Source organism: Brachybacterium sp. EE-P12 (assembly GCF_003711805.1).
Lineage (GTDB): Bacteria > Actinomycetota > Actinomycetes > Actinomycetales > Dermabacteraceae > Brachybacterium.
In genome coordinates, this window is the sequence record NZ_QXCP01000005.1 from 52,882 (window position 1) to 75,064 (window position 22,183).

The following is a 22,183-nucleotide window of genomic DNA, read 5'->3' on the forward strand; positions in this document are numbered from 1 at the left end:
CCGCCGGACCCCATCCAAAGGACACCTCTCGTGCTGCGCACCCACACCGCCGGTGAGCTCCGCCAGGAGCACATCGGACAGACCGTCACCCTCACCGGCTGGATCGGCCGTCGCCGTGACCACGGCGGCGTGACGTTCCTCGATCTGCGCGACGCCGCGGGCGTCACCCAGGTGGTCGTGCGCGAGGACGAGGCGATGCACCTGCGCAGCGAGTACGTGCTGAAGGTGACCGGCACCGTCGACCGCCGCCCCGAGGGCAACGAGAACCCGCAGCTGCCCACGGGCGAGATCGAGGTCACGGCGACCGAGGTCGAGGTGCTCAGCGCCTCCGCCCCGCTGCCCTTCCAGCTCGACGAGCACAGCGAGGTGGGGGAGGAGACCCGCCTGCGCTACCGCTACCTGGACCTGCGCCGGCAGGGACCGGCCGCGGCGATGCGTCTGCGCTCCGAGGTCAACCGCGCTGCGCGCGACACCCTCCTGGAGCAGGGCTTCGTCGAGGTCGAGACCCCGACCCTGACCCGCTCCACCCCCGAGGGCGCCCGCGACTTCCTGGTCCCCGCCCGCCTCGCGCCCGGCTCCTGGTACGCGCTGCCGCAGTCCCCGCAGCTGTTCAAGCAGCTGCTCATGGTCGGCGGGATCGAGAAGTACTTCCAGCTCGCACGCTGCTACCGCGACGAGGACTTCCGCGCGGATCGCCAGCCCGAGTTCACCCAGCTCGACGTCGAGATGAGCTTCGTGGACCAGGAGGACGTGATCGCCCTGGCCGAGCAGATCCTCGCCGCCGCCTGGGCGAAGGGCGGCCACGAGATCTCCGGCCCCTTCCCGCGCATCACCTACGCCGAGTCGATGCGCCGCTTCGGCTCGGACAAGCCCGATCTGCGCTTCGACCTCGAGCTCGTCGAGATGACCGACTACTTCGCCGACACGCCGTTCCGCGTCTTCCAGGCCCCCTACGTCGGGGCGATCGTGATGGCCGGCGGCGCGTCCCAGCCCCGCCGCCAGCTCGACGCCTGGCAGGAATGGGCCAAGCAGCGCGGCGCGAAGGGCCTCGCCTACGTGCTGGTCCAGGAGGACGGCACCCTCACCGGTCCCGTCTCCAAGAACATCTCCGAGGACGAGAAGGCCGGTCTGCTCGAGAAGACGGGTGCCGCCCCCGGGGACTGCATCTTCTTCGCCGCCGGCGAGCCGAAGAGCTCCCGCGCGCTGCTGGGCGCCGCCCGCGGCGAGATCGCCGAGAGGCTCGGCCTGATCGACGAGGACGCCTTCGCCTTCGTGTGGGTCGTGGACGCGCCGATGTTCGAGCCCGCGGCCGAGGCGCGCGCCGCCGGCGACGTCGCCGTCGGCGGCGGGGCGTGGACCGCCGTGCACCACGCCTTCACCTCGCCCAAGCCCGAGTTCCTCGACACCTTCGACAGCGACCCGGGCTCGGCCCTGGCCTATGCCTACGACATCGTGTGCAACGGCAACGAGATCGGCGGCGGCTCCATCCGCATCCACTCCCAGGACGTGCAGCAGCGCGTCTTCGAGGTGATGGGCATCGGGGCCGAGGAGGCGCAGGAGAAGTTCGGCTTCCTGCTGGACGCCTTCCAGTTCGGCGCCCCGCCCCACGGCGGCATCGCCTTCGGCTGGGACCGGATCGTGGCGCTGCTGGCCGGCGAGGACTCGATCCGCGAGGTCATCGCCTTCCCCAAGACCGGCAACGGCTACGACCCGCTGACCGCCGCTCCGGCCCCGATCACGCCCCAGCAGCGCAAGGAGGCCGGTGTGGACGCGAAGCCCGCCGCCAAGGGCACGTCCCAGGGCGAACAGGACTCCGCGGGAGCGGCCGAGAGGGCCTGACCCCGCCCGCACACGACGACGGCCGACGCGATCCTCCGCGTCGACCGTCGTCATGTGGGCAGGTGGGCGCGAGGGACTCGCCCTGCAGGGGCTGTGTCAGCGGGGAGCCTCGCCGTGCTTGATCTGGGCGCGCGGGAGGCGGAAGCGACGGATCTGGATCGCCCGCATGATGCCGTAGCCGACCAGGCCCCGCTGCACCTCGCCGAAGCGCTCGGTGAGCTTCGCCCGCAGGGAGCGGCGCAGGAAGAGGCTGTCCACGACGCACAGCGCGATGCCGCCCCACAGCACGATGATCATGCCGGTGCTCATCGCGGTGGTGATCTCCGGGCGGATCAGCGGCAGCACCAGCGCGATCAGCATGAACACGAGCGCGATGGGGAAGAAGTACTCGGCGATGTTGCGGCGCGAGTCCACGATGTCGCGCACGTAGCGGCGCTCTGGCCCGCGATGCTGCAGCGGCATCTTCCGCTCGTCACCGGTCATGAGCGCCTGCTGCGCCTCCATCCGCTCCTGGGAGGCGCGCTCGCGATCCCGCCGGCGGGCCTCCTTGCGGTCGTCGACGACGAGGGGCCGACGACGTGCCGCCTCGGCCTCCTTGCGCGTGCGCGTCGGGCGTCCCTTGGTGCCGGGACGCGAGGGCTCGGGCGCCGGCTCGGCGCTCTGCGGGGGCTCGGACTTGCGGAAGATCACCAGGGCATCCTAGGCGATGCGGCTGGGGACGCCCCGGGGCCGATCCCGGCGGTCCGGCGGTACGGTGAGCACCATGAGTCCCGAGGAAGATCCCGCACCGCCCGCCGACGCCGCCGCCGAGGAGGTCCGGGCGCTGAGAGAACGTCTGCAGCCCCTGCTCCCCGCCGCGATCGAGGACCTCGAGGACCTGGTGAGGATCCCGTCGATCGCCTTCGAGGGCTACGACCGCGAGCCCGTCCAGCGCAGCGCCGAGGCCGTCGCGGAGCTGCTGCGCGGGGCCGGGATGACGCAGGTCTCCCTCGAGTCCGTCGACGGCGGCAGCCCCGCCGTGATCGGTCGCACGCCCGCCGCCGAGGGACGGCCGACGGTGCTGCTGTACGCCCACCACGACGTCCAGCCCACGGGCGATCCCGCCGACTGGAGCAGCGACCCCTTCGAACCCGTCGAGCGCGACGGCCGCCTCTACGGCCGGGGCGCCGCCGACGACAAGGCCGGCGTGATGGCGCACGTCACTGCGCTGCGCCTGGTGGGCGAGCAGCTCGCGGCCGACGGCATCGGCGTGACCGTCTTCGTCGAGGGCGAGGAGGAGGCGGGATCCCCGACCTTCCGCCCCTTCATCGAGGCGCATCGCGACGCGCTCTCGGCCGACCTCATCATCGTCGCGGACTCCGCGAACTGGGCCGTGGGCACCCCGGCGCTGACCACGAGCCTGCGCGGCGTGGTCGACCTCGTCGTCGAGGTGCGCGCTCTGGACCACGCCGTCCACTCGGGGCTGTTCGGCGGTCCGGTGCTCGACGCGCTCACCCAGCTCAGCCGGCTGCTGGCGACCCTGCACGACGAACGGGGAGAGGTCGCCGTCGAGGGCCTCCACCGCGCCGCGGACCCGAGCGTCGAGATGGACGAGGCCGACTACCGTCACGACGCGGGCGTGGTCGAGGGTGCCGAGCTCTCGGGCGAGGGCCCGCTCGCAGCCCGGCTGTGGACACGCCCCGCGCTGAGCGTGATCGGGATCGACGCGCCGACGGTCCGCGAGGCCTCCAACACCCTCGTCCCCGTCGCACGGGCCAAGGTGTCCCTGCGCATCCCGCCGGGGGAGGACCCCGCCCGCGCGATGGACGCACTGGCGGCGCACCTGGAGGCGCACGCTCCCGCCACGGCAGAGGTCACGATCCGTCGCGGCGAGCAGGGCAGGCCGTACAGCGCCCCCCAGGCCTCTCCCGCGATGGACCTCGCCCGGCGCTCCTTCGCCCGAGCCTGGGGGAATGACGCGGTGGACACCGGGCTCGGCGGGTCGATCCCCTTCATCGCCGATCTCCTGGAGGTCTTCCCGCAGGCGGACGTGCTGGTCACCGGGGTGGAGGATCCGGAGTCCCGCGCGCACGGGATCGACGAGTCGCTGCACCTGGGGGAGTTCGCGAAGGTGTGCCTGGCCGAGGCGCTGCTGCTCCTGGGCGCCGGGGACCTCGCCGCCGGTCCCGCGCATCGCACCCGGGAGCAGGCATGAACGGCACCGACCGCGCCTCGCGCGGGACGGGAGCGGAGCGGGACGGATCGGGCAGCACCCCCGTCTCGCCGCTGATGATCCCGCTGCTCGTGGCCGGTCTCGCCATCGGCTTCCTCGCCGGCTACTTCCTGCTGTGGTGGGGAGCCCTCGTGGTGCTCGCCGTCGTCGTCGCGGCGATCTCGACGGTGCTGCGCGGGCGCAGCCGCGATGGGGCGACGGGTGCGATCGCGGGCGTGCTCCTGGGCTACGCGGGCGTGATCCTCGTGGCACTCTTCCGCGGAGTGGTGTGAGCCGCCGCCGGGCACGGCCCGACGAGCGCGGGGAGGATCGCCGCCGGAGGTCCTCCCCGTTCCGCACGGCCGGGGCGTATCCTGGCCGCAATCGAGCTTCGAGGAGGACCTCATGACCACGACCACCACCGAGCGCCCCGCGGCGCATGGCGTCACCCTCACCTCCGGTGCCGCCCAGAAGGTCACCACCCTGCTGGAGCAGGAGGGGCGCGACGACCTCCGCCTGCGCATCGCGGTGCAGCCCGGCGGCTGCTCCGGGCTGATCTACCAGCTCTACTTCGACGAGCGTCTCATGGACGACGACCAGGTCGTCGACTTCGAGGGCGTCGAGGTGATCGTCGACAAGATGTCCAGCCCGTATCTCACCGGTGCGGTCATCGACTTCTCCGACACCATCGAGAAGCAGGGCTTCACGATCGACAACCCCAATGCGGGCAGCTCCTGCGCCTGCGGCGACTCCTTCGCCTGAGCCGCCCCGCACACGGCTCCCGAAGGGCCCGGACGACGTCCCGCGACGTCGTCCGGGCCCTTCCGCATGTGATCGTGGCGACGCGCAGATCACGGAGCGATCACGGCGCGGAGGAACGGGAGGTCCACGGTGGGTCGAAGTGCTCGCACCACCCTCCGGACGCCGTATGATGACGGGGTGCCGTCAAGTGACGGGGCCACCGGTCCCTCACGGCTCGTTCCCCAGGAGCGGGCGCGGCACTGTGGGCATGTTCAGCCCATGTCAGTACCAGCTCCGCGAGGCGGAGCCGCCAGCGGCCCACGGACCGCGGCGGCGACGAGGACCGGAGACGACGAGCGGAAGGTCATCACCTGTGATCCCCCAGGTCCCCCAGCGTGCGCGGCGCGGACGCCGCGCAGCGGCAGTCGGCCTCGCCCTGGCCACTCTGGTCCTCGCCGGCTGCACCCAGGCGCAGCAGCGCGGATTCCTCCCCGGCCCCGACGACGGCCAGGAGGTCACCGACAGGACCGAGAGGATCACGAACCTCTGGGTCGGCTCCTGGTCGGTGCTCGTGCTCGTCGGCCTCATCATCTGGGGGCTGACCATCTGGTGCGCGATCGCCTACCGCCGGCGCAGGAACGACAAGGGCTTCCCCGTCCAGCTGCGCTATCACGTGCCGCTCGAGCTGATGTTCACGCTCGTGCCGGTGGTCATGGTGCTGACCCTCTTCTACTTCACCCAGCGCGATGCGCGCGAGGTCGAGATGCACGTCGCCGAGCCCGACGTCACCGTCAACGTCGTGGCCAAGCAGTGGAGCTGGGACTTCAACTACGTCGACGAGGACGTCCACGAGCCCGCGGGCGTGCAGTCCTTCGCCACCGGCGAGCCGGGCGCGGCGGACTCGCTGCCCGAGCTGTGGGTGCCCGTCGACCAGACCGTCGAGTTCCGCCTCGACTCCCGTGACGTGGTCCATTCCTTCTGGGTCGTGGACTTCCTCTACAAGAAGGACATGTTCCCGGGCCACACCACGAGCTTCCAGGTCACCCCGACCCGCGTGGGCGACTACTACGGCAAGTGCGCGGAGCTGTGCGGCGAGTACCACTCGGACATGCTCTTCACGCTGAAGGTGGTCTCGCAGGAGGACTACGACGCCCACATCCAGGAGCTGCGCGAGCAGGGCTATGAGGGTCAGCTCGGCGTGGACCTCAACCGCAACCAGGAGGAGTGGAGCATGCGTCAGAAGCAGGACGACGCAGGGCCCCGCTACACCGAGGAGACCGCCACGCGCGGCAACGAGGGAGAGAACCAGTGAGCACCGACGTCACCGCCACGCCGAGCACCGCGGCGCCGGAGCGGTTCCAGGAGGAGCGCCCCACCGGTCTCGGGCGCCAGTTCTTCCAGCTCCTGACCACCACCGATCACAAGCTGATCGGCAAGATGTACATGGGCATGGCCTTCGCGTTCTTCGCGTTCGGGGGTCTGCTCGCGCTGGGCATCCGGTCCGAGCTGTGGGAGCCCGGGCTGCAGGTCGTGGTCTCCAAGGACCAGTACAACCAGCTGTTCACCATGCACGGCACGATCATGCTGCTGATGTTCGGCACCCCGCTGTTCAACGGCTTCGCGAACTACCTCGTGCCGCTGCAGATCGGCGCCGTGGACATGGCGTTCCCGCGCCTGAACATGTTCGCCTTCTGGATCACGCTGTTCGGCTCGCTGATCGTGGTGGCCGGCTTCCTCACCCCGCAGGGCGCCGCGTCCTTCGGCTGGTTCGCCTATGCGCCGCTGTCGGACACCACGTTCTCGCCCGGCCTGGGCGGTGATCTGTGGGTCTTCGGATTGGCGTTGCAGGGCTTCGGCACGATCCTGGGCTCGGTCAACTTCATCACCACGATCCTGTGCCTGCGCATGCCCGGCATGACTATGTTCCGGATGCCGATCTTCACCTGGAACGCGCTGATCACCGCCGTGCTGGTGCTGATGGCCTTCCCGCCGCTCGCCTCCGCGCTGCTGGCCCTGGGCGCCGACCGCCGCTTCGACGCGAACATCTTCGACCCCGCCAACGGCGGACCGGTCCTGTGGCAGCACCTGTTCTGGTTCTTCGGCCACCCCGAGGTGTACGTCCTCGCGCTGCCGTTCTTCGGCATCGCCACGGAGATCATCCCGACGTTCTCCCGCAAGCCGGTCTTCGGCTACAAGACCCTCGTCGGCGCGACGATCTCGATCGCGGCCCTGTCGGTGACCGTGTGGGCGCACCACATGTACACCACCGGCGCCGTGATGCTGGACTTCTTCGCCTTCATGACGATGCTGATCGCCGTCCCGACGGGCGTGAAGTTCTTCAACTGGATCGGCACGATGTGGCGGGGCTCGGTGACCTTCGAGACGCCGATGCTGTTCACGCTCGGCTTCCTCACCACCTTCATCTTCGGCGGTCTGACCGGTGTCATCCTGTCGTCGCCGGTGCTGGACTTCCACATCTCCGACACCTACTTCGTCGTCGCGCACTTCCACTACGTGATGGCCGGGACCGTGGTCTTCGAGATGTTCGCCGGGTTCTACTTCTGGTGGCCGAAGATGTTCGGCTACAAGCTCAGCGAGAGGATCGGCAAGATCCACTTCTGGCTGTTGGCCATCGGCTTCCACATGACCTTCCTCATCCAGCACTGGCTGGGTGTCGCCGGTGCGCCGCGCCGCTACGTGAACTACCTCGCGGAGGACGGGTTCGACTGGATGAACCAGATCTCCACCGTCGGCTCGTTCATCATGGGCGTCTCGACGCTGCCGTTCCTGCTGAACGTGGTCCTCACCCACATGAAGGGGAAGAAGGTCGAGGTCGACGATCCGTGGGGCTACGGCTCGTCCCTCGAGTGGGCGACGTCCTGCCCGCCCCCGCGACACAACTTCCACTCGCTTCCCCGCGTGCGCTCCGAGCGTCCGGCCTTCGATCTCCACCACCCGGAGGTCGCGCTGCAGGACCACATGCTCGCCGAGGAGCCCGCCGCGAACCCGAGGAGCAACTGACATGAGAGCCACTGCCAAGATCTTCTGGATCCTGGGCGCCTTCTTCGCGATCGTCACCATCGCGTACGGACTGCTCACGGGATACTTCGAGCCGCACGGCGTCGAGCCCGTCGGCTTCCCGGCGATGATCGCCCTGACCGGTCTCGCCGTCATGATCGCGATGGCGACCAACCTCGCGGTGCGGAAGAACGATCTCGGGTCCTCCGACGAGGAGGACGGCGAGGTCGAGCACTCCGCCGGTGTGCAGGGCAGCTTCAGCCCCTACAGCTGGGCTCCGCTGTGGGCCTCCATCGGTGCGGCGCTCTGCTTCCTCGGGGTGGCCGCCGGCTGGTGGATCTTCGCCTTCGGCATCCTCGCCGCGATCTACGGCGTCCTGCTGTGGGTGCTGGAGTTCTCCCAGGGCCAGCACGCCCACTGAGCACGCTCCGGCCTCGTCCCCGAGGCCGTACCCGGACAAGGCCCCGCATCGTCGATGCGGGGCCTTCTTCATGCTCGAGGCACGCTCGGCGCCTGCTTCCCGGTCAGAACGCATGCACGGCCTCCGGGTTCGCAGGGCCTGACGGCGGTGCGGCCCGGGGGAGTCGTCCCATCGGGACGCGGGGCGTGATCGCCATCGTGACAGCCAGCTGCCGTCGAACGCCACATGGGTGCACGGCGACGGGTCTTCGCGGTGCGACACCGCTCCAGACGTCGCGGGGATCGCCGCCACGGATCAGCGCGCAGGGATCGAGGGCACCGCGCGGGTGGTCACTCGTGCCGGGGGTCACCCGATACACGCTGTATGGGGCAACACGGCGGAAATATGCTGTAGCGTGCTCTCGTCTACGCCGTGCCGCCGTGCCGCCGTCCTGCGGTGCTCGCGCCGTTGCGTGCGTGCTCGCCCATCGCGGCGGACATCGCGCCCCATAGGAGCGGCACAGCGAGGGAGTGCGCAGGCTGGCGAGTGCTACGTTGTGCTCGACATGCACCGCGAGCGCGCGCTGTGCTCGACGGGGCCGGTCTGGACGCCTCCGGGGCGCCCCTGCGTGCGCTGCGCGCCCTCCGGCGCGGCGCGGACCGCCGTCTCAGCCCGATCGCGGCGCGGTATCTCGTCGACGCGGTCACCGGACGCAGCGACCGGGGAACCGCACGGCCGGCCTGGAACCCGCTCCTGCACTGAGCCCGCCGGGGCCGCGACGGACTCGCGGCTGCCGCCGCGCATCCCGCAGTCGCCCCGTCGGCGTGCGACAGGTGCGGGCCTCGACCGCTCAGGCATCCGTCCGCCCTCGATGCGGCAGCGGCCCCGGGAGCGCTGACGGGAGGGAAGGACGCCCAGCACCCCGCGAAAGCCGGAAGGGCCCCGAGGATCACTCCTCGGGGCCCTTCCGGCGTCGGTCGCCGATGCCTCGGCGTCCGGTACGGCTCAGTGCACGACCTTCTCGGCCGGAGTGCGGTAGTCGCCGCCGGTGGCCTCGTCGATGACGTGCTTCTCGTGTCCCGCGTGCTCGAGCGCCGCACGCAGCTCAGCCGGGGTGACCGGTTCGATGCGGTCCTTGAAGAAGAAGCTCGTCGCCTTCGCCCGGAGGGAGGAGACACCCTTGCCGGCCTTGAGCGGACGGTAGTCGTCGTGTGCGATGAGCTCCCAGCGGTCGTACTCGTTGAGCGGCTCGTGGATCTCGATCATGTCGCCGGAGCCCGTGCGCACGATGCGCGAGGTCTCCTGGCCGTGCAGCGCCAGATCGCGCTTGTGCCGCTGGATCGACAGGCACAGCCGCTTGGTGATGTAGAAGGCGAGCACCGGCCCCACGAAGAACGAGATGCGGAACAGCCAGGTCAGGTCGTTGATCGACAGCTGCAGGGCGATCGCGATGAGGTCGTTGGACGCCGCCAGGACCAGGATGAGGTACATGACGATCCATGCGACCCCGAGTCCGGTGCGCACGGGAGCGTTGTAGGGCTTGTCCGCGAGGTGGTGCTCGCGGTCGTCCCCGGTGACCCAGGCCTCGATGAACGGGAAGAGGGCGAGGAACGCGAGCATCGCGCCGTAGATCGCCATCGGGATCAGCATGTTCAGCGAGACCACGTAGCCGAAGATCGTGAACTCCCAGCCCGGGATGAGGCGCAGGCCGCCGTCGGTCCAGAGCATGTACCAGTCCGGCTGCGAGCCGGCGGAGACGGGGGAGGGATCGTAGGGGCCGTAGACCCACATCGCGTTGATCGACGTGGTCGCCGAGATCAGCGTGATGATGCCGAACACCAGGAAGAAGAAGCCTCCCGCCTTCGCGCCGAACACCGGCAGGACCGGATGGCCCACGACGTTGCGGTTGGTGCGTCCCGGACCCGCGTACTGGGTGTGCTTGTGGACGACCACGAGCACGAGGTGGATCACGATGAGCCCGAGGATCGCAGCGGGCACCAGGAGGATGTGGATCGTGAAGAGCCTCGGGATGATGTCCGTGCCCGGGAACTCGCCGCCGAAGAGCAGCATCGACAGGTACGTGCCGACGATCGGGATCGCCTTCATCAGGCCATCGGCGATGCGCAGGCCGTTGCCGGAGAGCACGTCGTCGGGGAGGGAGTAGCCGGAGAAGCCGGCCGCCATGCCGAGGATCATCAGGGTGAAGCCGATGAGCCAGTTCAGCTCGCGCGGCTTGCGGAAGGCACCGGTGAAGAACACGCGGAACATGTGCACGAAGATCGCGACCATGAACACGAGCGCGGCCCAGTGGTGCATCTGGCGGAACAGCAGACCGCCCTTGACCTCGAAGGCGATCTCCATCGTCGACTCGAAGGCGCGAGAGACCGTCTCGCCCTGGAGCGCGGTGTAGGGGCCGGTGTAGACGACCTCCTCCATCGAGGGGTCGAAGAACATCGTGAGGAAGGTGCCCGAGATCAGCAGGATGACGAAGCTGTACAGCGCCATCTCGCCGAACATGAAGGACCAGTGGTCCGGGAAGACCTTGCGGGCGAAGAACTTCACGAAGCCCGCGCCGGAGAGGCGCTGGTCGAGGAAGTCGCCGCCGACCGCGCCGAGGCGGAGCAGGCGGGTGTCGCCGTCGGAAGACTGCTTCCGGGAGCTGGGAGTCGTGGTCGTCATGAGATCACTTGTCCTTGTGGATGTTCCAGAAGCTGGGACCGATCGGCTCGGTGAAGTCGCCGGGGGCCACGAGATAGCCCTCGGCGTCGACCTCGATCGGGAGCTGCGGCAGCGGGCGGTGGGCCGGGCCGAAGATCACCTTCGCACCGTCGGTGACGTCGAAGGTGGACTGGTGGCAGGGGCACAGCATGTGGTGGGTCTGCTGCTCGAACAGCGCGACCGGGCAGCCCACGTGCGTGCAGATCTTCGAGAAGGCGAGCACGCCCTCGACCCCCATCGCCATGGACTCGTCGTTCTTGGCGACCTTCGGGTCGATGCGCACGATCACGGCCGCGGCCTTCGCACGCTCCTCGAGATGGTGGGGGGTCTCGTGGGTGAGGCCCTCGGGCATGACGTGGAAGATCGAGTTCATCGCGACGTCGGAGAGCTTGATCGGCGTGCCGTCGTGGTCGCGCGCGAGTCGCTGGCCCGGGTTGTGGCCCCAGAAGGTGTGGTGGAGCTTGTTGCCCGGCAGCGGCCCGAGGGTCGAGAGCGGGGCGAGCACGGCGATCGGCAGGGCCGCGATCGCGGCGACCATGGCGGTGACCATCACGGGGCGACGACCGATGCCCGTCTCGGAAAGGCCGCCGGTGATCATCTCGGCAGCGACCTTCCGGGTCTCGTCGGAGCCGCGGATGTCATGGCGCTCCTCGACCCACTCCTTGTCGGGCATGAGGGTCTTCGCCCAGTGCACGGCGGCGGCGCCGATCGCGCCGACCGCGATGGCGAGGCCGAGACCCGTGATCAGGTTCGACCACCACAGGGCCTTCGGCGAGCCCTCCTCGGCGAAGAGGTTCGTGTCCAGCGGCGTGACGAGGAAGTACGCCGCGATGAAGACGGCCGTCCCGACCACGCTGAGGAGGAACATGGCGGCCACGAGCCGCTCCGCGCGCTTCTCCGCGGGCTTGGAGATGTCGGACTGACGGGGGGAGTGGGGAGGCAGACCCGGGTTGGGGAAGCCGCCGCCCTCCTTGGGGGCGAGGGCGCTGACCCGGGCGGGGGAGCTGCCGTCGGTGTTGGTGTTCATGCTCGCATTCACTTGGCCTTCGCCCCCAGCCACACGGCGGAGCCGATCAGCAGGGACAGGATGATCGTCCAGGCGTACAGGCCCTCGGTCACGGGGCCGAGGGAGCCCAGGGAGATGCCGCCCGGCGAGCCGGTCTCGTCGAGGGCCTCGAGGTAGGTGATGACGTCGCGCTTGTCCTCGGGGGACAGGTTCGTCTCGTTGAAGACCGGCATGTTCTGGGGGCCGGTGTCCATGGCCTCGTAGACGTGCTTGCCCTCGACGCCCACGACGGGCGGGGCGTACTTGCCGCGGGTCAGCGCACCGCCCGCGCCGGCGGCGTTGTGGCACATGGCGCAGTTGATGCGGAAGATCTCGCCACCGCGGGTGGCATCGCCCTGAGAGGTGTCCAGCCACTCCTCGTCGGGGACCGCCGGGCCGGGGCCGAGCGAGGCGACGTAGGCGGCGAGCTGGCGGGTCTGCTCCTCGTTCATCTGCTGCGGCTTCTCACGGGCCTGCGCGCCGGAGTGCTGCATCGGCATGCGACCGGTGCCGACCTGGAAGTCGACCGCCGCCGCGCCCACGCCGATGAGCGAGGGGCCGAGGGTCTGGCCGTCGGGATCGGTCTGTCCCGCGGCATCGAGACCGTGGCAGGTCGCGCAGTTGGCGAGGAAGAGGGCCTCGCCGGCCTCGACGTCGCTGTCGGTGTAGGCCTCGGCCTGGGCCGTCTGCGGCTGCAGGGCCGCGTACAGCCCGCCGGTCGCGACGAGCGCGAGCAGCAGGATCACGAGTAGCGCCATCGGATGATGGCGACGTGCGGCGAGAGCCTTCACGGTTCGGACCTCGATTCGTGGAGGGGGCGGTCGGGGAGGGGCAGGTGTACGGGGGAGCGGAGGGGCCCGGCGGCCGCTGGGCGGCTCAGAAGATCGTCCAGTCGAAGTCGACGGGGATGACGTGTCCGGGGGAGGTGGCGGTCATGATCGGGTCGAGCATGTACACGACGAAGAACAGCACGATCCAGACCACGTCCACGAAGTGCCAGTAGTAGGACACGCAGATAGCGGAGACCTGCTCGTGAGCGGTGAACTTGTCCGCCACGTACGCCCGCATCAGCACCATGAGGAAGGCGATGAGGCCGCCGAGGACGTGCAGGCCGTGGAAGCCGGTGGCGAGGAAGAAGATCGAGCTGAAGGGCGAGGACGACATCGTCACGCCGTGGTGCACGAGCTCCGCGTACTCGAAGGCCTGACCGGAGACGAAGAACGCGCCGAGGAGGAAGGTGAGCGTGTACCACTCGATCATCCCCCAGCCGGCGATGTTGAAGATCGATCCCTCGCGACGCTTGCGGGGCGGGAAGGACTGGCCCCAGGGGAAGCGTCCCTCGGCCACGAACACGCCGATCTGGCAGGTGACCGAGCTGAACACCAGGACCGAGGTGTTCAGCAGGGCGAAGCCGTGGGTGAAGTGCGACTGGCCGTCCGCGAAGGTGTCCGGCGCCATCGATCGCAGCGTGAAGAACATCGCGAAGAGGCCGCCGAAGAACATCAGCTCGCTGGAGAGCCAGACGAGGGTGCCGATCTGCGTCGGGTTCGGCCGACCGACCGCTGGAGCGGCAGCGGGAGTTGAGCGCACAGGCAGAGTCGCAGTAGTCACGTCACCATTATGTCGTGTCGTCAGATTCGGTGTGCCGGTTCACGACGACCGGTCACATCGCGGGGCCTGCGCCCCGGGCGGACCGTGCCAGCATATCCCTCCTGACGGTCTGTCACGAACCATGACACGGCTCGATACGCCCAGGTGACCGGCCAGGTGGTCGACCTCGTGGGGGGCCGTGACCTTTCCGTGATCCGATCCGTGATCAGCGCGACGGTGCGCCTCGGCCGAGGTGCGATGATCGGGGCATGAGCGAGCAGACCCCGACCTGGTCCCGGATCACCGCGCGCCTGCTGCGCGGCGAGGAACTCGAGCGCGCCGAGGCCACCTGGGCGATGGACGAGATCATGACGGGCGAGGCGGGCCCCGTCCCGGTCGCTGGGTTCCTGGTGGCGCTGCAGGCCAAGGGGGTGACCAGCACGGAGCTCGAGGCCCTCGCGGACTCGATGATCGCCCACGCCCGCCCCGTCGACGTCACCCGTTCGGCGGTGGACATCGTCGGCACCGGGGGGGATCTCGCGCAGACCGTGAACATCTCCACCATGGCCTCGGTGGTGATCGCCTCCACGGGCCGCACGGTCGTCAAGCACGGCAACCGGGCCTCGACCTCCCGCTCCGGCTCGGCCGACGTCCTCGAGGCGCTCGGGGTGCGGCTGGACCTGCCGGTGCCGGAGGTCGAGCGACTGGTGGGCGAGGTCGGGATGACCTTCCTCTTCGCCCAGGTGTTCCATCCCTCGATGCGCTTCGCCGCCGAGGCGCGGCGCGGCCTCGGCGTCCCCACCGTCATGAACATCCTCGGGCCGATCACGAACCCCGCCCGGCCGAGGGCCAGCGCGGTGGGTGTGGCGGACGCCTCCATCGCGCCGACGGTCGCGGGCGTGTTCGCGGCCCGCGGCACCAGCGCGCTCGTGTTCCGGGGGCAGGACGGGCTGGACGAGCTGACGGTCAGCGCCCCCTCCGACGTGTGGGAGGTGCGCGGCGGAGAGGTCCGCACCCACCTGCTGGACCCCTCCGAGGTGCTCGGGATCCCGCGCAGCCCCCACGATGCGCTGCGCGGCGGGACCGCGGAGGAGAACGCGGCGGTCGCCGACGCGCTCTACGCGGGCGAGCGGGACGGTCGGATGGGCCCCGTCCGCGATGCGGTGCTGCTCAACGCCGCGGCGGGCGTCCTCGCCCACGACGGCATCGGGCAGCCGGCCCAGGACGGCTTCGAGGACCGCCTGCGCGACGCCTACGCCGAGGTCGGCGAGGTGCTCGACGCAGGCGCTCCGGCCGCGCTGCTGCAGCGCTGGGCGGCGGCCTCCCGGGCGGTGCGCGCCGAGGACGGCTGAGCGCCGCGGCGCGGAGGGGCAGGACCGGGACCGGCGGGAGCGGTCAGCCGTCGAGGCCGAGGTCGAAGGCCGCGTCCAGATCGCGCTTCGAGTAGGTCTTGAAGGCGATGTTCGTGGTCGTGTCCAGGACGCCCTCGACCCGGCTGAGGGACCCGGCGATCACGGTGGCGAGGTCCTCGTGATCGCGCACCCGCGCCACGGCGATGAGGTCGACGTCGCCGGTGACCGAGTACACCTGCTCGATCCCGTCGATGTCGACGACGGCCTCGGCGACCTCGGGGATGCGGCTGGGGTCGACGACGATCGAGACGATGGCGGTGATCATGGCTTCTCCTGCGGTGCGGCGTGGACGGCTTCGTGGCAGAGCCTATGCCCCCTGCTCGGCAGAGGTCAGCGCGAAGCGCCGGGCGAGATGGGCCGTCTCGAAGCGGGCGCGGGCGGGCACCTGCCAGCTCCCCTCGCACAGCACCGTCCGCACCCCTTCGCCCTCGAGCCAGCCGAGCAGGATCTCGGCCTCCTGGTGGTAGCCATGGCACAGGGGAGCGGCGAGCTCGGCCTCTCCGGTCCCGGTCATCGCCAGGGAACGGGCGAAGGGCAGCGGATCCTTCGCCGCGGGGACCAGGGTCGTGCCGGAGAAGCGTCCGTGGCGGACGGCGAGCAGCTCCCAGCCGCGCCCGCCGATCACCGCCTCCCGGCTCGGACGGGCCGCGATGAGCAGCGGCACCTCCGCGAGCGCTCGCAGACGTGAGGCGCGGCGGGCGGCGTCCAGATAGGTCCCCGCGAGCCGACGCAGCCGCTCGGCGTCCTCGTACCTGCCGGCCTCGACGTGGACGCGCATGCGCGCGGCGACGTGGTCCAGGACGGGGCGGGGATCGGCGACCATCGCCTGCCGCAGCGCGGCGCGGTGGCCTGCCGACGGCGCCTCCTCCCGGGCCGCGCTCCGCTCGAGGGACGAGCGGCGCCCCAGCACGGCATCGGTGAGCAGGCCCCGCAGCGGCTGGATGTCGTGCCGGGAGGCGAGCGGGCCGATCTGGGCGGAGCCGTCGGCCTCGTCCCGTGCGATCCGGGCCCCGCGCAGCCCCTCGCCCGCGGGCCCCAGCCGGAGCCAGTGCGCGACCTCCGGCCGCAGCCCGCGACGGTTCGAGGGCGGCTTCTCCCGGGCGATGAGGCGCAGCTCGCGCACCGCGGCCTCGGTGGCGGTCGCGCACTCGATGACGTGCACGGACTCGGCGCGCGGCAGCATGTCCAGCACCGCCCGGCGCGTCTCGCCCGCGGTGAAGTAGGTGCGCACCCGGCTGCGCACGTTCCGGGAGGTGCCGACATAGAGCACCGCCCCGGCCGCGTCGAGGAACTGGTACACGCCGGGGACCGGCGGGACCTCGGCCGCGAGTTGCTTCTTGCGCAGCTGGACGGGCTTCGCGCGCCGATGCGCGGAGGTGAGGTCCTCGAGCGTGGCGGCGCCGGCCGGTCCCAGGCGCTCGATGATCGCGTGGAGCACGTCCACCGTCGCGCGCGCGTCCGAGAGCGCCCGGTGGTCCGGGGAGACCGACGCGCCGACATGCGCGGCGAGGGTGGAGAGCTTGTGGTCGCGCACTTCGTCGCGGCGGAACACCGCGCGGGCCAGTGCGAGGGTGTCCAGCACAGCAGGGGAGGGCCAGGTGACCGCGCACTCCGCCGCGCGGGCTCGGAGGAAGCCGATGTCGAAGCGGGCATTGTGGGCCACGAGCGCCGCCTCGGGCCCGACGAAGTCCAGGAACATCGGCAGCACCGTGCGGATCGTCGGGGCCCCCTGCACGGCGGCGTCGGTGATCCCGGTGAGGGACGCGATGAACGCGGGGATCGGACGCTCGGGGTCCACGAAGGTGCGGAACTCGCCGAGCACCTCGCCGCCGCGCACCTTGACCGCACCGATCTCGGTGATCGCGTCGGCGACGGGATCGGTGCCCGTGGTCTCGAGGTCGACCACGACGAGGGTGGCCTCCGCGAGCGGGGTGCCGAGATCGTCGAAGCTCAGCTGGCGGCGGGCGGGCATGGGGGACAGGCTACGACCGGGCCCCGACATCCCGCGGGCGGGATGTCGGGGCCCGGCGGCAGGCGCCGGCGCGCCGCCGGGGCGGCCTGCGTGCGGCTCAGCTGGTGGGCTTGGGCCGGGAGTAGATCTCCTCGATGACGGGGGCGAGGTCCTTGACCACGAGGTTGCGCTTGAGCTTCAGCGAGGGCGTGAGATATCCGTTCTCCTCGGTGAAGTCCGAGTCGATCACCTCGAAGGCCCGGATCGACTCGGCCTTGGACACGGACCGGTTCGCCCGGTCCACGACCTGCTGCAGCTCGGCGCGGACCCGCTCGTCCTGCGCCGCCTCGGTGATGCCCATCTCGGGCAGGCCGTTGTTCTTCAGCCAGGTGGGGAGCATCTCCGGGTCCAGGGTGAGGATCGCGGCGACGAAGGGCTTCTGGTCGCCGATCACCACGCACTGGCTGACCAGCGGGTGCGAGCGCAGCTGGTCCTCGAGCTGGGCGGGGGAGACGTTCTTGCCGCCGGCGGTGACGATGACCTCCTTGCGACGACCGGTGATGGTCACCGAGCCGTCGTCGGCGAGGGTGCCGAGGTCGCCGGTGCGGAACCAGCCGTCCTCCATCGCCTCGGCGGTCGCCTCGGGGTTGTTGTGATAGCCCTTGAAGACCATCACTCCCTTGACGAGCAGCTCGCCGTCGTCGTCGATCGCGACGGAGGATCCGGGCAGCGGCGGGCCGACGGTGCCGGGGCGCACGTCCCAGGGGAGGTTCACGCTCACCGGGGCGGTGGTCTCGGTCAGGCCGTAGCCCTCCAGCACGGTCACGCCGATGCCGCGGAAGAAGTGCGACAGCCTCGCGCCGAGCGGGGCGCCGCCGGAGACGGCCCAGCGCACGTTCCCGCCCATCGCGCCGCGCAGGGTGCCGTAGACGAGCCTGTCGAACAGGGCGTGCTTGAGCTTGAGGGGCAGCGGCACCTTCCCGTCCGAGAGAGCGGTGGAGTAGTCGATCGCGGTCTGCGCCGCGGCGGCGAAGATCTTCCCCTTCCCGCCGGCGATCGCCTTGGCCTCGGCGCCGTTGTACACCTTCTCGAACACGCGCGGGACGGCGAGGAGGAAGGTCGGCTTGAAGGCGGCCAGGTCGGGCAGGAGGTTCTTCGTGTCCGGGGTGAAGGCGGTGGTGACGGGCCATGCGGCGGCGAGCACCGTGATCAGGCGCGCGAACACGTGCGCGAGCGGCAGGAACATCAGCAGGCGCGAGCCCGTGGGGAGCACCTCGTCGCCGAGCAGGGTCACGGCGCTGCGCGTGGTGTCCACGAAGTTCGCGTGGGTCAGCTCGGCACCCTTGGGGCGGCCGGTGGTTCCGGAGGTGTAGATGATCGTGGCGACATCGGCGAGGCGGCGAGAGGTGCGACGCGCCTCGAGATCCTCGTCGGAGATCTCCGCACCGCGTGCCTTGAGATCCTCGAGGATCCCCTCCTCGAGCACCCCGATCCGCGCGAGCTCGGGCAGCTCGCCCCGCACCGACTCCATGTCCTCCCGGTGCCGGGTGGTCTCGACGATCGCGAACCTCGCGGCGGAGTCCGAGGCGATCCACTGGATCTGGCTGGGGGAGGAGGTCTCGTAGATCGGGACGCTGACCCCGCCCGCCCACCAGACGGCCCAGTCCACCAGCGCCCACTCGTAGCGGGTCCTCGAGAGGATCGCGACGACGTCGCCGGGCGCGACCTCGGAGGCGATCAGCCCCTTCGCCACGGCCTTGACCTCGTCGACGAAGTCGGCCGTGCTCAGCGGCCGGTACCCGCCGTCGTCCTGGACCAGCTCGTAGATCGGCACCGACGGGTGCGATCGCAGACGCCCGAGCAGCATGTCCGTCGCGTTCTCGTCAGGGCAGCTCTGATGCTGCGGGGGCGTGGTGAACTGCTTCATCGAATCTCCTTCGATCCGGCGAGGTGCATGGGACCGGCGAACCGGACGACCTGACCGGAAGCGCTGGTGGGGTCCCGCAGAGTCTACGGCAGGGGCCCATTACGATGAGCACGACGGCAGGTCGCCGACGACTCGCGCGGGGCGCGAGAGGAACCAGGGGAACGAGGCAGGCACGGATGCTCTCCATCGGAGTGGACATCGGCGGTACGAAGATCGCGGCGGGCGTGGTCGACGAGGACGGCGAGATCATCGCGACGACCACCCGCAGCACACCGGCCACCGATCCCGAGCAGTTGGAGACAGCGGTGGCCGACGCGGTCGCGGAGCTGCGCGGCGCGCACGAGATCGCCGGCATCGGCGTCGGTGCGGCCGGCTTCATCGGCGCCGATCGCCGCACCGTTCGCTTCGCCGCGAACCTCGCCTGGCGCGATCATCCGCTCGCCGAGCGGCTCGAGTCCCTCACCGGCCTGCCCGTCGTGGTGGAGAACGACGCGAACGCCGCGGGCTGGGCCGAGTACCGCTTCGGCGCCGCCACGGAGGCGCGGCACATGCTCATGCTCACGGTCGGGACCGGGCTGGGCGGCGCGATCGTGCAGGACGGGGTGATGCTGCGCGGCAGCGCCGGCTTCGCGGGAGAGGTCGCGCACATGGTCGTGGTGCCCGACGGGCAGTGGTGCGGCTGCGGGCTGCGCGGCTGCCTCGAGCAGTACACCGCCGGGACCGCACTGGTGCGGGCGGCGAAGCGGCGCGCCGCCGCCGGCGATGCGCTGATGGGCCCCCTCGTGCAGGCCGCGGGCGGGGACGGGCGGGCGATCGACGGCCCGCTGGTGACCGGCCTGGCGCAGCAGGGCGATCCGGGGGCCCGGGAGCTCATCGCCGAGATCGGTGCCTGGCTCGGGCGCGGCGCGGCGACGATCTCCGCGCTGCTGGATCCCGAGGTGATCGTCGTCGGCGGAGGCGTCGCGGCCGCGGGCGACCTCCTGCTGGGACCTGCGCGGGAGGCCTTCGCCCAGAACCTCACCGCGCGGGCGCACCGCCCGCTGGCGCGCTTCGTGCCCGCGAGCATGGGCAACCGGGCCGGGATCGTCGGCGCCGCGGATCTCGCCCGCTGAGCGTTCCCGCGCTCCTGCCGGGCCGGTCCCGGAGCTCGGCGCGGCAGGAGCGTCTGCGCTGTCAGAGCTCCGCGCCGTCGTCCCCCTCGTCGCGAGGCGCGTGCGGCAGCCGCAGCAGCAGCGAGACCATCCCGCCGAGGGCCGCGGCGCCGCCGGCCCATCCCAGCAGGGGAGGGAGCGAGGCGGAGAGCGCCGTGGCCAGCAGCAGCACGAAGCCGCCCACCAGAGCGGTCCACGACCAGAGCACGGCCGAGGTCGCCTGGGGGATGTCGGGGTCCGGCGGCTCGAAGTCGCCGTAGAGCACGTCCTCGTCATCGAGCTCGCGTGGCGGGGCGTCCCGAGGTCCGCGTGAGGGATGCGCCGCCCAGGCGCGCTCCCGGGACTCGGCGCTCGGCGGCTCGTGCGGACCGTCCGCCTCGCCCCCGTCCTCCGCGAGGCCTTCCTCGTCCGGTCCCGGCTCCGGCGCCGCGGGCTCGCGCGGCGCCTGTCCGGGACCGAGCGCGAGCCCCTCGTCACGCAGCATCCGCGCGAACTCCGCGTCGACGTCGCGCGGATCGGGGGAGCGGCCGGCCTCGGCGCTCATGGCCCTGTCCCGGGGGCGGGCACGTGCGCGTCCAGGAAGCGCGCCGAGGTCTCCAGCAGCAGCGGTGCGTCGTGGTCGAGGGTCGCGATGTGGTGGCTGCGGGTCAGCGAGAGCCGCTCGACGGGTCCGCGCACCCGGGCGGCGACGAGGTCGCTGTCCGTGGGCGGGACGGTGTGATCGGTGCGCGAGGTCGCCAGCAGCAGCGGCGCCTCGACCGCGCCGAGCCCCTCGCGCGTCGTGCGGAAGAGGCGACGCAGCTGGCCGACGGCCCGGACGGGCATCCTGTCGTAGGCCTCCTCCGTCACGCCGGGGCGTGCGATGTCCGAGCTGATCCCGGGGATCGTCGGCACGACGGGGGCGATCAGATCGGCCGCGAGGGCGAGGCGGGGCACCGTCATGCCGGGATTGACTGCGACGACGGCGGCGATCCCCTCGGAGAGCCGCTCGTCCTGCGCGAGGGCGAGGGCGAGGGCGCCTCCCATCGAGAGCCCGCCCACCGCGATCCGTCCGTGCCTCGCCAGGAGCGAGAGTGCCGCCTCGCGGACCTCTCCGTACCACTGTCGCCACGTGCTCGCGGCGAGGTCCCGCTCCGTGCGCGCATGCCCTGGCAGCAGCGGGAGCTCGACCTCCCAGCCGAGCGCGGCGTGATGCTCCGCCCATGGGCGCAGCGACTGCGGCGAGCCGGTGAAGCCGTGGCACAGGAGCAGTCCTCCGCGCGGGTTAGAGTGACCGCGCGCACGCCACGGCCGAGACAGTTCGCTGAACGCCATGGGGACATCGTCGCATCCGCATCAGCCCGGGGCATCCTCGCCCCGCCCGCCCACGCCCGCAGGAGAGCAGACGTGCTGTACGAGATCGCCAAGCCGTTCGTCATGGCGGTGGTGCGGGCGGTGTGGCGCCCCACCCTGAGCGGCCACGAGCACATCCCCGAGCAGGGGCCGGTCATCCTCGCCTCGAACCATCTCACCTACGCCGACACCGTCTTCCTGCCCGGCCAGGTGCGTCGCAGCGTCCATTTCCTGGGAAAGTCCGACATCTTCTCAGGACGCAGCCCGATCGCCCGGCTGCTCGGCGCGATGATGAGGGGCCTGCACGTCATGCCCGTGGATCGCAGCGGCGGGGGAGCGGCGCGCTCAGCGATCGAGGCGGGGCTCGAGGTGCTGGGCCGCGGCGACGTGCTCGGCATCTACCCCGAGGGGACCCGCAGCCCGGACGGCCGGCTGCACCGCGGCAAGACGGGAGTGGCCCGCTTCGCCCTGGCCACCGGTGCGCCGATCGTCCCGGTGGCGATGGTCGGGGCGTTCGAGGCGCAGCGGGGGCGCCGCTACCTTCCCCGCCGCCATCCCCGGATCCATGCCGAGGTCGGAACCCCGGTGCACGTCCAGGAGGTCGTCGCCCGTCACCCGGGCGCCGACCAGGCGGTGCTGCTGCGCGCCGTCACCGACGAGGTGATGGACCGCATCGCCGAGATGTCCGGCCAGGAGCGGGTGGACGAGTATGCGAGCGACGTGAAGCGTCGCCTGCGCGCCGAGCAGGAGCGGTCCGCCGATCCGCGCTCCCGGCGACGGCGGCGCTGAGCGGTCCCCTCCTCGGCACGGCCGAGGCCGTTCGACGGTCGCGGACGACGGACAGCGGTGGAACTGGCTACCCTGTCGG

At 71.1% G+C, this 22,183-nt stretch carries 20 protein-coding genes; 10 read left to right on the forward strand and 10 right to left on the reverse strand.

From position 1 onward, the window contains the following. Positions 1–30: 30 nt before the first annotated feature. Positions 31–1,839: an aspartate--tRNA ligase gene (aspS, locus tag D1648_RS07815; protein ID WP_122940423.1), complete on the forward strand. Its 1,809-nt coding sequence runs from the start codon at positions 31–33 to the stop codon at positions 1,837–1,839. A 96-nt stretch (positions 1,840–1,935) separates the two neighbouring features. On the opposite strand, the gene D1648_RS07820 is transcribed toward aspS, so the two are convergent. Continuing rightward, a complete protein-coding gene (locus D1648_RS07820) occupies positions 1,936–2,529 on the reverse strand; it encodes a DUF3043 domain-containing protein (RefSeq protein ID WP_122940425.1) in 594 nt (197 codons plus the stop codon). A 73-nt stretch (positions 2,530–2,602) separates the two neighbouring features. Here D1648_RS07820 and D1648_RS07825 point away from each other — a divergent pair, with 73 nt between their 5' ends. The 6 genes from D1648_RS07825 to D1648_RS07850 all read left to right on the forward strand — a co-directional run bounded on the left by D1648_RS07825 (position 2,603) and on the right by D1648_RS07850 (position 8,210). Next, positions 2,603–4,033: a dipeptidase gene (locus D1648_RS07825; protein WP_122940427.1), complete on the forward strand. Its 1,431-nt coding sequence runs from the start codon at positions 2,603–2,605 to the stop codon at positions 4,031–4,033. After that, positions 4,030–4,323, forward strand: a complete 294-nt coding sequence (locus D1648_RS07830; RefSeq protein WP_241155402.1) for a hypothetical protein — start codon at positions 4,030–4,032, stop codon at positions 4,321–4,323. Before D1648_RS07825 ends, D1648_RS07830 begins: the two co-directional genes overlap by 4 nt. Before the next feature lie 112 nt (positions 4,324–4,435). Beyond that, positions 4,436–4,792, forward strand: a complete 357-nt coding sequence (gene erpA, locus D1648_RS07835) for an iron-sulfur cluster insertion protein ErpA (RefSeq protein WP_122940429.1) — start codon at positions 4,436–4,438, stop codon at positions 4,790–4,792. Between the two features lie 352 nt (positions 4,793–5,144). Further along, on the forward strand, positions 5,145–6,083 hold the full coding sequence (gene coxB, locus D1648_RS07840; protein ID WP_122940432.1) for a cytochrome c oxidase subunit II: 939 nt from the start codon (positions 5,145–5,147) through the stop codon (positions 6,081–6,083). After that, positions 6,080–7,792 (forward strand): cytochrome c oxidase subunit I, encoded by a 1,713-nt coding sequence (gene ctaD / locus D1648_RS07845; RefSeq protein ID WP_122940434.1) that lies wholly within the window; start codon positions 6,080–6,082, stop codon positions 7,790–7,792. Before coxB ends, ctaD begins: the two co-directional genes overlap by 4 nt. A 1-nt stretch (position 7,793) precedes the next feature. Then, entirely contained in the window at positions 7,794–8,210 is a 417-nt protein-coding gene (locus D1648_RS07850; protein ID WP_122940436.1) for a cytochrome c oxidase subunit 4, read from the forward strand. 984 nt (positions 8,211–9,194) lie between these two features. On the opposite strand, the gene D1648_RS07855 is transcribed toward D1648_RS07850, so the two are convergent. From D1648_RS07855 to D1648_RS07870, 4 genes are all read right to left on the reverse strand, one after another. Then, positions 9,195–10,868 carry a ubiquinol-cytochrome c reductase cytochrome b subunit gene (locus D1648_RS07855; RefSeq protein WP_122940438.1) on the reverse strand — a complete coding sequence of 558 codons (1,674 nt, stop codon included), beginning with the start codon at positions 10,866–10,868 and terminating at the stop codon, positions 9,195–9,197. Between the two features lie 4 nt (positions 10,869–10,872). Beyond that, positions 10,873–11,934, reverse strand: coding sequence for a ubiquinol-cytochrome c reductase iron-sulfur subunit (locus tag D1648_RS07860; protein ID WP_122940440.1), 1,062 nt, complete (start codon positions 11,932–11,934; stop codon positions 10,873–10,875). Between the two features lie 8 nt (positions 11,935–11,942). Beyond that, positions 11,943–12,743 (reverse strand): c-type cytochrome, encoded by an 801-nt coding sequence (locus D1648_RS07865; RefSeq protein WP_122940442.1) that lies wholly within the window; start codon positions 12,741–12,743, stop codon positions 11,943–11,945. An 85-nt stretch (positions 12,744–12,828) separates the two neighbouring features. Then, complete coding sequence (locus D1648_RS07870) at positions 12,829–13,563, reverse strand: heme-copper oxidase subunit III (RefSeq protein ID WP_122940445.1); 735 nt, start codon at positions 13,561–13,563, stop codon at positions 12,829–12,831. 248 nt (positions 13,564–13,811) lie between these two features. On the opposite strand from D1648_RS07870, the gene trpD reads away from it, so the two are divergent. Further along, on the forward strand, positions 13,812–14,894 hold the full coding sequence (trpD, locus tag D1648_RS07875; protein ID WP_122940447.1) for an anthranilate phosphoribosyltransferase: 1,083 nt from the start codon (positions 13,812–13,814) through the stop codon (positions 14,892–14,894). A gap of 43 nt (positions 14,895–14,937) precedes the next feature. On the opposite strand, the gene D1648_RS07880 is transcribed toward trpD, so the two are convergent. The 3 genes from D1648_RS07880 to D1648_RS07890 form a co-directional block, all read right to left on the reverse strand. Then, positions 14,938–15,219 (reverse strand): Lrp/AsnC family transcriptional regulator, encoded by a 282-nt coding sequence (locus D1648_RS07880; protein WP_122940449.1) that lies wholly within the window; start codon positions 15,217–15,219, stop codon positions 14,938–14,940. Between the two features lie 42 nt (positions 15,220–15,261). Then, entirely contained in the window at positions 15,262–16,926 is a 1,665-nt protein-coding gene (locus D1648_RS07885; protein WP_122940451.1) for a DEDD exonuclease domain-containing protein, read from the reverse strand. 97 nt (positions 16,927–17,023) lie between these two features. After that, positions 17,024–18,832: a long-chain fatty acid--CoA ligase gene (locus tag D1648_RS07890; protein ID WP_122940453.1), complete on the reverse strand. Its 1,809-nt coding sequence runs from the start codon at positions 18,830–18,832 to the stop codon at positions 17,024–17,026. A gap of 176 nt (positions 18,833–19,008) precedes the next feature. Between D1648_RS07890 and D1648_RS07895 the strand changes: the two genes are divergently transcribed. Next, positions 19,009–19,944, forward strand: a complete 936-nt coding sequence (locus D1648_RS07895; protein WP_122940455.1) for an ROK family protein — start codon at positions 19,009–19,011, stop codon at positions 19,942–19,944. A gap of 61 nt (positions 19,945–20,005) precedes the next feature. Here D1648_RS07895 and D1648_RS07900 read toward each other — a convergent pair whose 3' ends face one another. Together D1648_RS07900 and D1648_RS07905 are read right to left on the reverse strand one after the other, a co-directional pair. After that, entirely contained in the window at positions 20,006–20,527 is a 522-nt protein-coding gene (locus D1648_RS07900) for a hypothetical protein (protein WP_122940457.1), read from the reverse strand. Beyond that, the gene (locus tag D1648_RS07905; RefSeq protein ID WP_122940459.1) at positions 20,524–21,297 is read right to left on the reverse strand and encodes a carboxylesterase; all 774 of its coding nucleotides are present in this window, start codon (positions 21,295–21,297) and stop codon (positions 20,524–20,526) included. Before D1648_RS07905 ends, D1648_RS07900 begins: the two co-directional genes overlap by 4 nt. A gap of 72 nt (positions 21,298–21,369) precedes the next feature. On the opposite strand from D1648_RS07905, the gene D1648_RS07910 reads away from it, so the two are divergent. Then, positions 21,370–22,104 (forward strand): 1-acyl-sn-glycerol-3-phosphate acyltransferase, encoded by a 735-nt coding sequence (locus D1648_RS07910; protein WP_122940461.1) that lies wholly within the window; start codon positions 21,370–21,372, stop codon positions 22,102–22,104. Positions 22,105–22,183 lie beyond the last annotated feature (79 nt).

What these genes read in the sequence shown, in the direction of transcription:
- D1648_RS07825 (WP_122940427.1), top strand. Translation starts at nt 2,603, where the DNA reads ATGAGTCCCGAGGAAGATCCCGCACCGCCCGCCGACGCCGCCGCCGAG.
- D1648_RS07830 (WP_241155402.1), top strand. Translation starts at nt 4,030, where the DNA reads ATGAACGGCACCGACCGCGCCTCGCGCGGGACGGGAGCGGAGCGGGAC.
- erpA (WP_122940429.1), top strand. Translation starts at nt 4,436, where the DNA reads ATGACCACGACCACCACCGAGCGCCCCGCGGCGCATGGCGTCACCCTC.
- D1648_RS07850 (WP_122940436.1), top strand. Translation starts at nt 7,794, where the DNA reads ATGAGAGCCACTGCCAAGATCTTCTGGATCCTGGGCGCCTTCTTCGCG.
- D1648_RS07855 (WP_122940438.1), bottom strand. Translation starts at nt 10,868, where the DNA reads ATGACGACCACGACTCCCAGCTCCCGGAAGCAGTCTTCCGACGGCGAC.
- D1648_RS07860 (WP_122940440.1), bottom strand. Translation starts at nt 11,934, where the DNA reads ATGAACACCAACACCGACGGCAGCTCCCCCGCCCGGGTCAGCGCCCTC.
- trpD (WP_122940447.1), top strand. Translation starts at nt 13,812, where the DNA reads ATGAGCGAGCAGACCCCGACCTGGTCCCGGATCACCGCGCGCCTGCTG.
- D1648_RS07880 (WP_122940449.1), bottom strand. Translation starts at nt 15,219, where the DNA reads ATGATCACCGCCATCGTCTCGATCGTCGTCGACCCCAGCCGCATCCCC.
- D1648_RS07885 (WP_122940451.1), bottom strand. Translation starts at nt 16,926, where the DNA reads ATGCCCGCCCGCCGCCAGCTGAGCTTCGACGATCTCGGCACCCCGCTC.
- D1648_RS07890 (WP_122940453.1), bottom strand. Translation starts at nt 18,832, where the DNA reads ATGAAGCAGTTCACCACGCCCCCGCAGCATCAGAGCTGCCCTGACGAG.
- D1648_RS07895 (WP_122940455.1), top strand. Translation starts at nt 19,009, where the DNA reads ATGCTCTCCATCGGAGTGGACATCGGCGGTACGAAGATCGCGGCGGGC.
- D1648_RS07900 (WP_122940457.1), bottom strand. Translation starts at nt 20,527, where the DNA reads ATGAGCGCCGAGGCCGGCCGCTCCCCCGATCCGCGCGACGTCGACGCG.
- D1648_RS07905 (WP_122940459.1), bottom strand. Translation starts at nt 21,297, where the DNA reads ATGGCGTTCAGCGAACTGTCTCGGCCGTGGCGTGCGCGCGGTCACTCT.